We start from the raw sequence: 12,059 nt of genomic DNA on the forward strand, positions 1-12,059 counted from the left end.
TATTACGCTAACGCTTTAGCAATCTTCTCGTACAAATCACCAGACAGATTTTCCAGCCCTTTCAGCTGCTCAAGCGCGGCACGCATCTTCGCCTGACGCTTCGCATCGTAACGCTTCAGACGGATCAGCGGCTCAATCAGGCGCGACGCCACCTGCGGGTTACGGCTGTTCAGCTCGGTCAGCATTTCCACCATGAACTGATAACCGCTGCCGTCTTCGGCGTGGAACGCCGCCGGGTTGCTGCTGGCAAACGCGCCAATCAGCGAACGCACGCGGTTTGGGTTGCTCAGGGTAAAGGAACGATGCTTCAGCAGGCTGCGTACGTTGCTGAGTGCATCGGCCGCCGGGCTGGTCGCCTGCAGGATGAACCACTTGTCCATCACCAGGCCATCCTGATGCCACTTATCGTCGTACTCCTGCATCAGCGCATCGCGGCACGGCAGTTCGGCAGCAACGCTTGCGCCCAGCGCGGCCAGGGCGTCGGTCATGTTATCCGCCTCGTGATACTGCTTGCTCACCAGGGTGTTCGCCAGCTCGGTTTCACCAAACGCCAGATAGCGCAGGCAGGTGTTGCGCAGAGAACGTTTACCAATGTCCGCGTGCTCAACGCGATAAGCGTCAAGCTTGTTGGCGTTATAAATGGCGAGGAACTCGTCCGCCAGCTCAGCAGCCAGCGTACGGGTCAACGCTTCACGCACCGCCACGATCGCGATCGGATCGATAATCTCGAACAACTCCGCGATTTCAGTCGCTGACGGCAGAGTCAGAATTTCTGCGGCCAATGCCGGGTCAATCTTCTCATCCAGCAGGATCGCGCGGAACGCGTCAGCTACGTGAACAGGCAGCGACAGCGGCTGGCCCTGCTGATGACGGTTTACGTTGAGCTTGATGTAGGTCGCCAGCAGGCTTTGTGCGGCATCCCAGCGGGAGAAATCGTTACGCGCGTGACGCATCAGGAACGTCAGCTGCTGATCGCTCCACTTGTACTCCAGCTTCACCGGCGCGGAGAATTCACACAGCAGCGCAGGCACCGGCTGGAAATAGACGTTATCGAAGATAAAGGTCTGCTCGGCCTGGGTCACGTTCAGCACGTGGTGTACCGGGTGACCGCCCTTCTGCAGTGGAATGACTTTGCCTTCGTTATCGTACAGCTCAATGCTGAACGGAATATGCAGCGGGTATTTCTCTTCCTGCTCTGCCGTCGGCGGCGTGCGCTGGCTGATGGTCAGCGTGTACTGCTCGGTTTCAGGATTGTAGTCGTCTTTGACGGTAACAATCGGCGTACCGGCCTGGCTGTACCAGCGGCGGAAGTGAGAGAGATCGACATTAGAGGCATCTTCCATTGCCTGCACAAAATCGTCGCAGGTGGCCGCGCTGCCGTCATGACGCTCGAAGTAGAGCTGCATCCCTTTCTGGAAGTTCTCTTCCCCCAGCAGGGTGTGGATCATGCGGATAATTTCGGCGCCCTTCTCGTACACCGTCAGGGTGTAGAAGTTGTTCATCTCGATGACTTTATCCGGGCGGATCGGATGCGCCATTGGGCTGGCATCTTCCGCAAACTGCAGGCCGCGCATGGTACGCACGTTGTTGATGCGGTTTACCGCGCGTGAACCCAGATCGGAGCTGAACTCCTGGTCACGGAAGACGGTCAGGCCCTCTTTCAGGCTCAGTTGGAACCAGTCGCGGCAGGTGACGCGGTTGCCGGTCCAGTTGTGGAAATATTCGTGGCCGATGACGCGTTCGATATCGAGGTAGTCTTTGTCCGTTGCAGTATCGGTACGCGCCAGAACGTATTTGGAGTTAAAGACGTTCAGGCCTTTATTCTCCATTGCGCCCATGTTGAAGAAATCGACGGCGACGATCATATAGATGTCGAGGTCATATTCGAGGCCGAAGCGCTCCTCGTCCCACTTCATGGAGTTGATGAGGGAGGTCATCGCCCACGGCGCGCGGTCAAGGTTGCCGCGGTCAACAAACAGCTCCAGCGCCACCTCACGGCCTGAGCGCGTTTTGAAGGTGTCGCGCAGCACGTCGAAGTCCCCCGCCACCAGCGCAAACAGGTAGCACGGTTTCGGGAACGGATCCTGCCACTGCACCCAGTGACGGCCATTCTCCAGCTCGCCTTCACCTACGCGGTTACCGTTGGAGAGCAGGAAGGGATACAGGGTTTTATCGGCGATGATTTTGGTGGTGAAGCGCGCCAGGACGTCCGGACGGTCGAGATACCACGTAATGTGGCGGAACCCTTCCGCTTCACACTGGGTACACAGCGCCACGCCTGACTGATAAAGCCCTTCCAGCGCGGTGTTGGCAGCCGGGCTGATTTCATTCACGATGCGCAGCGTAAACTGTTCCGGCAGGTTGTCGATGACCAGCTGGTTGTTTTCTTCTTTATAGTCTGACCAGGCTTCATCATTAATATGCAGGGAGACCAGCGTCAGGTCTTCACCATCCAGACGCAGCGGCACCGCAGTTGCGCTGTGGCGCGTCACCTTGCTTACCGCCGTGACAACGGTTTTAGTGGCATCCAGGTCAAAAGTCAGATCGATTTCGCTAATCAGGTAATCCGGCGCACGGTAGTCGTGGCGGTATTTGGCTTGTGGCTGTTGTGTCATAGAAAACCTTATGCATCGTTTGTCGAGTAACGTTTCAATATATTCCTGTTGCGCAAAACGCGCTATGCAGAATGTTCATCTTTTCAGGGTCAAAACCTTTTTTTGCTACATTTGTATAACACGGGGCACAAAATGCCCTCGACCATAAAACGCGCTTATGTTGTGATCGGGGTTCAATAAATCACTAAACAAGGTATACTCCGGAGTTGTTTATTGTACTAAACGCTCCTGTGAGAGGATGCTACTGCGCACCTATGACTCAATTCGCTTCTCCAGTTCTGCATACGTTGCTGGATACCGACGCGTATAAACTGCATATGCAGCAAGCCGTTTTCCACCATTACTATGACGTTCATGTCGCGGCGGAATTCCGCTGCCGTGGCGACGACTTGCTCGGTATCTACGCAGACGCCATTCGTGAACAGGTCAATGCTATGCAGCATCTGACGCTGCAGGACGAGGAATATCAGTGGCTTTCTGGCCTGCCTTTCTTCAAAGCCGACTACCTGAACTGGCTGCGCGATTTCCGCTATAAGCCGGAGCAGGTCACCGTGCTTAACGATAACGGCAAGCTGGATATTCGCCTTGAAGGTCCATGGCGGGAAGTGATCATGTGGGAAGTGCCGCTTCTGGCGGTGATCAGTGAGCTGGCTCACCGCTATCGTTCGCCGGAAACGGGCGTCGAGCAGGCGGTCGCCGCGCTGGAAAATAAACTCGCGGCCTTCTCCACGCTGACCGAAGGGTTAGACATGTCCCGCTTCCGCCTGATGGACTTTGGCACCCGTCGTCGTTTCTCGCGCGACGTTCAGGAGGCCATCGTTAAACGTCTTCAGCAGGAGCCGTGGTTTGTAGGCACCAGTAACTACGATCTGGCACGTCGCCTCAGCCTGACGCCAATGGGTACCCAGGCGCACGAGTGGTTCCAGGCGCATCAGCAGATCAGCCCCGATCTGGCTAACAGCCAGCGCGCGGCACTGGCCGCATGGCTTGAGGAGTACCCGAATCAACTCGGGATCGCCCTCACCGACTGTATTACGATGGATGCCTTCCTGCGCGACTTTGGTCCCGAGTTCGCTGAACGTTACCAGGGATTACGCCACGACTCCGGGGATCCGGTTGAATGGGGCGAGAAGGCCATTGCCCATTACGAGAAACTCGGCATTGATCCGATGAGCAAGGTGCTGGTCTTCTCCGATAATCTCGACCTGGCGAAAGCCGTCGAACTCTATCGCCATTTCAACACCCGGGTGAACCTGAGCTTCGGGATCGGAACCCGTCTGACCTGCGATATTCCTCAGGTAAAACCTCTGAATATTGTCATCAAACTGGTGGAATGTAACGGCAAGCCGGTGGCGAAGCTCTCCGACAGCCCGGGCAAAACCATCTGCCATGACAAAGCGTTTGTTCGCGCGTTGCGCAAAGCCTTCGATCTTCCTCAGATCAAAAAAGCCAGTTAAGCGCTTACGGGAGCCTCTATGGCTCCCCTCTTCTTATTTATTTCTTAATTCTTCTCTTTTGACTGCGAAATTTACTTGTCTGATAGCGGATGGCAGGTAACATAGATATCCCCCCATAAGGGTGGACAAGTGTTTATTTTTTCCGACTATTAACAGAGAGAATATTATGAGCGTTGTGCCTGTAGCCGACGTACTCCAGGGCCGTGTCGCCGTTGACCAACAGGTCACCGTGCGCGGATGGGTGCGTACCCGCCGAGATTCTAAAGCTGGCATCTCCTTCCTTGCCGTCTATGACGGTTCCTGCTTTGATCCTGTACAGGCCGTCATTAATAATTCTCTGCCCAATTACAATGATGACGTTCTGCGCCTGACGACGGGCTGTTCCGTTATTGTCACCGGCGTGGTTGTGGCATCCCCGGGCCAGGGCCAGAGTTTCGAAATTCAGGCCTCAGCCATTGAAGTCACCGGCTGGGTTGAAGATCCAGATACCTACCCGATGGCAGCAAAACGTCACAGCATTGAATACCTGCGTGAAGTGGCGCACCTGCGTCCACGTACCAACCTGATTGGTGCGGTGGCGCGCGTGCGTCATACGCTTGCGCAGGCGCTGCATCGTTTCTTCGACGAGCAGGGTTACTTCTGGGTGTCTACCCCGCTGATCACCGCGTCCGACACAGAAGGTGCGGGTGAGATGTTCCGCGTCTCGACGCTGGACATGGAAAACCTGCCGCGCACGCCGGAAGGTAAAGTGGACTATGACAAAGACTTCTTTGGTAAAGAAGCTTTCCTGACGGTATCCGGTCAGCTCAACGGCGAAACGTACGCCTGTGCGCTGTCTAAGATCTACACCTTTGGCCCAACCTTCCGTGCCGAAAACTCCAACACCAGCCGTCACCTGGCGGAATTCTGGATGCTGGAGCCGGAAGTGGCGTTCGCCGACCTGGACGATGTTGCGGGTCTGGCGGAAGCGATGCTGAAGTACGTGTTCAAAGCGGTGCTGGAAGAGCGTCCTGACGACATGAAATTCTTCGCAGAACGCGTGGACAGCGATGCTGTGGCGCGTCTGGAGCGTTTTGTGTCTGCCGACTTTGCGCAGGTGGACTATACCGACGCGGTGGCGATCCTCGAGAAATGCGGTGAGACGTTCGAGAACCCGGTTTACTGGGGCGTTGACCTGGCGTCTGAACACGAACGCTATCTGGCCGAGAAACATTTCAAAGCGCCGGTTGTCGTTAAAAACTACCCGAAAGACATTAAGGCCTTCTATATGCGCCTTAACGAAGACGGTAAAACCGTGGCAGCGATGGACGTCCTGGCGCCGGGCATCGGTGAAATCATCGGAGGCTCTCAGCGTGAAGAGCGTCTTGGCGTGCTGGACGCGCGTATGGAAGAGATGGGGCTCAACCCAGCTGACTACAGCTGGTACCGCGATCTGCGTCGTTACGGTACCGTACCGCACGCCGGTTTTGGTCTCGGCTTCGAGCGTCTGATCGCCTACGTTACCGGAGTTCAGAACGTTCGCGACGTGATTCCATTCCCACGTACACCACGTAACGCCAGCTTCTAATCGGTAAAAGACTAAAATGGCCAGCCTGTGCTGGCCATTATTTTATTCTGCATTGTCAGTTTTCGTCAGCGCAAAGTCAGCATCTTTAAACCTTCACCCCGTCACAACCACTACCTGTTACGTTTTGTTTCCACGAAATATCCAGCCACAAAAAATAAACCCCATTCTTATTGCGATTATTACATCCTCAAGCGATAGCACAAATTTCAACCACTTTTTCAGCCATCCAGAAGTCTTTCTGCAGTCATAAGAAAAACTGAGTCGTTTAGCCTCTGTTTATATGAATCGCCGTTATCTCAATTAATCATAAGGAATTCATATATATAGGATATGTCCTGTCGCTTAATTCGCCAGGGCACTCTGAAGTTTGAGGTGGTTCACAAAGTTCCCAAAAATAAATATTTAGTTACACATATTTTCTTTCGGTTACTTAATCTTGAGAATTGTAGCACTTTCAGGCTAGCGAAACGCTTCGCCGAATGGAAAGATGCCTGTCAGATACATAAAGACACCAAACTCTCATCAATAGTTCCGGAAATATTTATTGACAGAATTTATTGACGGCAGTGGCGAGTGTCATAAAAAAACCAATGAGGGTAATAAATAATGATGAAGCGCAATATTCTGGCAGTGGTTATCCCTGCTCTGCTGGTAGCTGGTGCAGCTAACGCTGCAGAAATCTATAACAAAAACGCTAACAAGCTGGACTTCTACGGTAAAGCTGTAGGTGAGCATCAATGGACTACTAACGGTGCATCTAATAACAACGATACCACCTATGCCCGTATCGGTTTCAAAGGTGAAACCCAGGTTAACGACCAACTGGTAGGTTACGGCCAGTGGGAATACAACATGGACGCTTCCTCTCAGGAAGGTGCTCAGGGTACCAAAACCCGTCTGGCTTTCGCGGGTCTGAAAGCGGGTGAATACGGTTCATTTGATTACGGCCGTAACTACGGTGTGTTCTATGATGCGCTGGCTTCAACCGATATGCTGGTTATCTGGGGTGGCGACTCTCTGGCCGCAACTGATAACTTCATGACCTCACGTAGCACCGGTTTAGCTACCTACCGTAACTCTAACTTCTTCGGTCTGGTTGATGGTCTGGCACTGGGCCTGCAGTACCAGGGTAAAAATGAAAACGGCCACACCACTTCTCGCCAGAACGGCGATGGCGGCAGCTACTCTCTGGGTTATGACTTCGCAGACGGCTTCAACGTAACCGCGGCATACACCAACTCTGACCGTTCCACTAAGCAGACTGCCGATGGTAAAGGTGAACGTGCTGAAGGTTGGGCAACGTCACTGAAATATGATGCGAACAGCGTATACGCATCTGTTATGTACGGTGAATCCCGTAACATGACTCGTGAAAACGATGACGAATTCGCGAACAAAACGCAGAACTTCGAAGCTGTGGTTCAATACCAGTTCGACTTTGGTCTGCGTCCATCCATTGGCTATGTGCAGTCTAAGGGTAAAGACCTGACAGGCCGTACTGCTAACGGTGCTACTTTCGCAGGTGGCGATGCTGATCTGGTTAAATACATCGAAGTGGGTACCTGGTACTACTTCAACAAGAACATGAACGTTTATGCTGCGTACAAGTTCAACTTGCTGGATGAGAATGATTACACCCGTGCAACAGCTCTGTCTACCGACGACCAGGCTGGTGTTGGTATCGTTTACCAGTTCTAATCAGAACACCACTTTGTTATATGCTTAATGAACAGGGCTTCGGCCCTGTTTTTTTATGTGTGATAGAAAATAATGGCGACTTTTGAAAAGCCGCACGCTTTTCGTCGCAAACGGTTGGCATTTTGTAAATCTACCGTTAACCTGATAGCGGATTTCACTTCTGTAATCACAATGGAACTTCGTCATGTTTGAGAACATTACCGCCGCTCCTGCCGACCCGATTCTGGGCCTGGCCGATCTGTTTCGTGCCGACGACCGCCCTGGCAAAATCAACCTGGGTATTGGTGTATATAAAGATGAAACCGGCAAAACTCCGGTACTGACCAGCGTCAAGAAAGCTGAGCAGTATCTGCTGGAAAACGAAACCACCAAAAACTACCTCGGTATTGATGGTATCCCTGAATTTGGTCGCTGCACCCAGGAGCTGCTGTTCGGTAAAGGCAGTGCAATTGTGAGTGACAAACGTGCCCGCACAGCACAGACCCCAGGCGGTACCGGTGCGCTGCGAGTGGCGGCGGATTTCCTGGCGAAAAACACCTCTGTTAAGCGCGTATGGGTAAGCAACCCAAGCTGGCCGAACCACAAGAGCGTGTTTAACTCTGCGGGTCTGGAAGTGCGTGAATACGCCTACTACGACGCGGCAAACCACTCTCTCGACTTTGACGGCCTGCTGGCGAGCCTGAGCGAAGCACAGGCGGGTGACGTGGTGCTGTTCCACGGCTGCTGCCATAACCCAACCGGTATCGATCCGACGCTTGAGCAGTGGCAACACCTGGCGAAGCTGTCCGTAGAAAACGGCTGGCTGCCGCTGTTTGACTTTGCCTACCAGGGCTTCGCCCGTGGTCTGGAAGAAGATGCCGAAGGCCTGCGCGCGTTCGCAGCCGTGCATCAGGAGCTGATTGTCGCTAGCTCCTATTCCAAGAACTTCGGTCTGTACAATGAGCGTGTGGGTGCCTGTACGCTGGTTGCTGCTAACGAAGAGACCGTCGATCGTGCGTTCAGCCAGATGAAATCGGTTATCCGCGCTAACTACTCTAACCCACCGGCACACGGTGCGTCTGTTGTTGCCACTATCCTGAGCAACGATGCGCTGCGCGCTATCTGGGAACAAGAGCTGAACGATATGCGCCAGCGTATTCAGCGCATGCGCCTGCTGTTTGTGAACACCCTGGCTGAGAAAGGCGCAGACCGCGACTTCAGCTTTATCATCAAACAGAACGGCATGTTCTCGTTCAGCGGCCTGACCAAAGAGCAGGTTCTGCGTCTGCGTGAAGAGTTTGGCGTGTACGCCGTGGCCTCTGGCCGCGTGAACGTTGCAGGCATGACGCCTGACAACATGGCGCCACTGTGCGAAGCGATTGTCGCCGTACTGTAATTTGCGCCCATAAAAAAAGCCTGCGTTATGCAGGCTTTTTTTTTATTCGGGTTACCAGACAGGCATTTCATCCTGAAGGAACGGGTTATGGAGCCGTTCATAGCCCAGCGTCGACATCGGACCGTGCCCAGGGATAAACGTAACGTCATCACCCAGCGGCAATAACTTTTGTTTAATCGACTGAATCAGCTGCCCGTGGTCGCCGCGCGGAAAATCGCTGCGTCCTACGCCACCTTTGAAGATCACATCGCCGGAAATCAGCAGACGAGACTGGTCATCAAAGAAGACGATATGGCCTGGCGTATGCCCAGGACAATGCAACACCTGTAAAGTCACATTCCCTACGTTAACGCGCTCTCCCTCGTTCAGCCAGCGATCGGGCGTCAGGGGCTGACACTCATCAAGGCCAAACATGCGGCTTTGGGCGGGTAACCCCTGCAGCCAGAACTCATCTTCTTTTTCCGGGCCGATCACCGGCACACCGTAGTGTTCAGCCAGTTCAGCGGCAGCGCCTACATGGTCAAGATGACCATGAGTGAGCAAAATCTGCATCAGCGTGACGCCGCTTGCTGCGACTTCCTGCTTGATTTTCTCAGCGTCACCGCCGGGATCGACAAGCGCGGCCAGTTTAGTCTGTTCGCACCAGATCAATGAACAATTCTGGGAGAACGCGGTAACCGGAATAATACGATAGTTCATACTGCTCCTGTGTTTCGTTATTACCAGTGCCGAACCGGACCGGTATCAATATGTACAAAGTTGCTGCTGGGGTAATATCCTACACCACCTGCACGCATAGATAACGCAGCTTTGCGAATATTGGCTAACGAAACGCCTTCAATATGGAAATCCATTGCCTGTCCCTTCGTGTGATAGCTTTTTTTCGCTACCCCGCGACTGTGGGCGCGCAGTTCATTGTTGGTATCAATCGAGCGATAGCCAGAAATGAGCTGCACCGGCTTGCTGGTGCCCAGCAGGCCCTGAAGGCGGAAAATCTGATCAAACAGTCCTGGATCGATGGCTTTTATTTTATTCGCGCGGAAATCACGGAAAAAATGGTTAAGTCTTGCTAATTCATCCTGAATATAGCCTCTGCCATCGAAAAACTCCGCTTTTAGCGACTCACCGGTATGAAGATTGTTGAGCGTTAAAACTCGCGGACGAGGTGTCGAGAGGGTGGCAAATGCTGGCGTCGGCAGGATGGCCGCTGCGCCGAGCGCAACGCCACCTAACGCCAGCAGTTTGCGGCGATTAGCGTCAAATTTGTCCATGATAATCAGGTCTACAGGTAAAAGAAATCGTAATATGCTTAGCGCACGAAGGGCACCATAACTGGCAAAACCAGGTACGTCAAGGCGCCCAACCCCAGTGAATACGCGGCTTGCAGCGATATAGCCGCTTATTCACCATAACTTACGACAATCATTTTTCCCGAACTGCTTCATTTACCTGATTAATTGTTCCGCTTTTGGCAAAATTTGTGCGCCGGATCGCGCGGTGAGATCATAATTGTAAATATCTGTACGATACTGGGTACGCCCGTCCTCGCCCACAAACGCCGTCAGATAGTAAAGATTGACCGGAATATTGTGGCGAATATTAACGTAACGCGTATCCCCCTGCTTCAGGGCATCCGAAATACGCGTATCGTTCCAGCCCGCATCCTGAAGCAGCATGTTGGCCAGCTCCGAGGCTTTGTTCACGCGCACGCAGCCAGAACTCAGCGCGCGAGTATCTTTCTGGAACAGGTTGTGGTTCGGCGTATCGTGCAGATAGATAGCTTCTGAACTCGGCATATTGAATTTGTAGCGCCCTAAAGAGTTATGCGCCCCGGGAGCCTGCTGGAAACGGAACGGCAGATTTGACGCTGTGATCGTCGACCAGTCGACCATATAAGGATCGATGGCCTCTTTACTGTTCCATCCACGCATCACCGTATAGCCATGACGTTCCAGATAACCCGGGTCGTTCCAGACCTTCGGCAGAATGTCTTTTCGCGCCAGAGTCGGCGGCACGTTCCACGGCGGGTTTACCACCACGTTATTCAGCGCGCTGCTCATCATCGGTGTTTTGCGATCCGGACGCCCGACAATCACGCGCGATGCCAGTTTTTCGCTACCGTCCTGGTAATAGACCAGGGAATACGCCGGAATGTTAACCATAATCCCGGTAGAGAGCGTTCCCGGCAGCAAGCGCAAACGCTGGATATTGAGCGCCAGCACCCCTGCCCGCTGCGCAGGCGATACGTTCAGCCAGTCACGCGTCGTCTGGCCAATGACGCCATCGGCCCCCAGCCCCTGAGCGGCCTGGAATTGCTTAACGGCCGCAACCAGCTCGCGATCGTAAGCCGCGGGTTTGTCGCTCAGGACAACGGCTTTCTTCTCTTTCACGGGCGCTGACGGGCTGACGGCGACGTTTTGTGGATCATCACCCGGGAGAGCAATCTTTGGCCCGCCTTCCAGAATACCGGAACGCACCAGGATCTCGCGCAGGGCGGGCACATCGCTGCTCCACTGCCCCGGACGCAGCGTCGCGGTACCGCGCATTTGCGGCCACGGACGCGTGTCCCCCACCAGCGCGAGGAGCGACTGGTGCAGAGTGGCATATTGTGGGTGCGTCGGTGCCAGGCTGGCGATAAAGCGCGGCAGTTCGCCATTATCCAGCGCTAGCTGCCATTGATTAATCACCGACAGCGCTGGCGTCGCCAGTTTGTAAGGTTTATCGCTGTACAGCCAGCGGTTGCCATTGACAGGAATACCCGCCACGAACTGCAGGTAGCCCATCATGGCATCGGAAAGCACCACGTCCCGCGCCTGCCCGGTGACAGCAGGATCGGTTAACAGCTCAACCCATTTTGTAAACTGCGGCTGAAACCCTGCAATCGCGACCTCCGCCAGCTGTTGCTGGAAGGCGCGCACGGCATCGCGGTTTTCCCACATCGGTTTCATATCGCGGGCAGCATAGAGGAGCGTGAGCTGATTGATATAGACAGGCGTGTAGCCTGACGGCAGCCCTGACTGCAGCTGCTGACTGAGCGATTCGGCATCGATGCCTTCCGGCAGCGGTTTAATACCGGCCATGACAGCCGTCGCCGGAGACTGGTCCAGCGGCTGGGACAACGACGTAGGCTGTGCGCCTGTCGTTGCCGAGCTGTCAGTCGGCACAATTTCAGGCTCGTCCGCCTGGGCGGTTAACAGTGGAGCAAACATCACTGCCAGGCATAAACTTAGCGCCGACAGCTGACGACCACATTCTTTCTTAAGCAACATCCCTTGCCCCCTGTTTTCACGACATGCCCATCACGTTGGGGCTTTCTTTCATTATAGGTAGACGGCTAAGCTGTTGCC

8 protein-coding genes are annotated in these 12,059 nt (G+C 54.0%); 4 read left to right on the top strand and 4 right to left on the bottom strand.

From position 1 onward, the window contains the following. Positions 1–2: 2 nt before the first annotated feature. Positions 3–2,615, bottom strand: a complete 2,613-nt coding sequence (gene pepN, locus BM007_RS05335; RefSeq protein ID WP_090417513.1) for an aminopeptidase N — start codon at positions 2,613–2,615, stop codon at positions 3–5. Between the two features lie 254 nt (positions 2,616–2,869). Between pepN and pncB the strand changes: the two genes are divergently transcribed. The 4 genes from pncB (at position 2,870) to aspC (ending at position 8,712) form a co-directional block, all read left to right on the top strand. Next, positions 2,870–4,072 carry a nicotinate phosphoribosyltransferase gene (pncB, locus tag BM007_RS05340; RefSeq protein WP_048991015.1) on the top strand — a complete coding sequence of 401 codons (1,203 nt, stop codon included), beginning with the start codon at positions 2,870–2,872 and terminating at the stop codon, positions 4,070–4,072. Between the two features lie 166 nt (positions 4,073–4,238). Continuing rightward, positions 4,239–5,639, top strand: coding sequence for an asparagine--tRNA ligase (asnS, locus tag BM007_RS05345; protein ID WP_090417515.1), 1,401 nt, complete (start codon positions 4,239–4,241; stop codon positions 5,637–5,639). Positions 5,640–6,245: 606 nt separating this feature from the next. Then, positions 6,246–7,337 carry a porin gene (locus tag BM007_RS05355; RefSeq protein WP_023615888.1) on the top strand — a complete coding sequence of 364 codons (1,092 nt, stop codon included), beginning with the start codon at positions 6,246–6,248 and terminating at the stop codon, positions 7,335–7,337. Positions 7,338–7,521: 184 nt separating this feature from the next. Then, entirely contained in the window at positions 7,522–8,712 is a 1,191-nt protein-coding gene (gene aspC, locus BM007_RS05360) for an aspartate transaminase (RefSeq protein ID WP_024907783.1), read from the top strand. Between the two features lie 51 nt (positions 8,713–8,763). Here aspC and BM007_RS05365 read toward each other — a convergent pair whose 3' ends face one another. The 3 genes from BM007_RS05365 to ldtD form a co-directional block, all read right to left on the bottom strand. After that, on the bottom strand, positions 8,764–9,411 hold the full coding sequence (locus BM007_RS05365) for an MBL fold metallo-hydrolase (RefSeq protein ID WP_023311009.1): 648 nt from the start codon (positions 9,409–9,411) through the stop codon (positions 8,764–8,766). Positions 9,412–9,431: 20 nt separating this feature from the next. Continuing rightward, the gene (locus tag BM007_RS05370; protein WP_023335137.1) at positions 9,432–9,983 is read right to left on the bottom strand and encodes a peptidoglycan L,D-endopeptidase MepK; all 552 of its coding nucleotides are present in this window, start codon (positions 9,981–9,983) and stop codon (positions 9,432–9,434) included. Positions 9,984–10,157: 174 nt separating this feature from the next. Further along, complete coding sequence (gene ldtD, locus BM007_RS05375; protein WP_090417519.1) at positions 10,158–11,981, bottom strand: L,D-transpeptidase; 1,824 nt, start codon at positions 11,979–11,981, stop codon at positions 10,158–10,160. Between the last annotated feature and the right edge of the window lie 78 nt (positions 11,982–12,059).

This window comes from Enterobacter sp. NFIX59 (assembly GCF_900113755.1).
Classification (GTDB): Bacteria; Pseudomonadota; Gammaproteobacteria; order Enterobacterales; family Enterobacteriaceae; genus Enterobacter; species Enterobacter pseudoroggenkampii.

What these genes read in the sequence shown, in the direction of transcription:
- BM007_RS05365 (WP_023311009.1), bottom strand. Translation starts at nt 9,411, where the DNA reads ATGAACTATCGTATTATTCCGGTTACCGCGTTCTCCCAGAATTGTTCA.
- ldtD (WP_090417519.1), bottom strand. Translation starts at nt 11,981, where the DNA reads ATGTTGCTTAAGAAAGAATGTGGTCGTCAGCTGTCGGCGCTAAGTTTA.
- pncB (WP_048991015.1), top strand. Translation starts at nt 2,870, where the DNA reads ATGACTCAATTCGCTTCTCCAGTTCTGCATACGTTGCTGGATACCGAC.
- aspC (WP_024907783.1), top strand. Translation starts at nt 7,522, where the DNA reads ATGTTTGAGAACATTACCGCCGCTCCTGCCGACCCGATTCTGGGCCTG.
- BM007_RS05370 (WP_023335137.1), bottom strand. Translation starts at nt 9,983, where the DNA reads ATGGACAAATTTGACGCTAATCGCCGCAAACTGCTGGCGTTAGGTGGC.
- asnS (WP_090417515.1), top strand. Translation starts at nt 4,239, where the DNA reads ATGAGCGTTGTGCCTGTAGCCGACGTACTCCAGGGCCGTGTCGCCGTT.
- pepN (WP_090417513.1), bottom strand. Translation starts at nt 2,615, where the DNA reads ATGACACAACAGCCACAAGCCAAATACCGCCACGACTACCGTGCGCCG.
- BM007_RS05355 (WP_023615888.1), top strand. Translation starts at nt 6,246, where the DNA reads ATGATGAAGCGCAATATTCTGGCAGTGGTTATCCCTGCTCTGCTGGTA.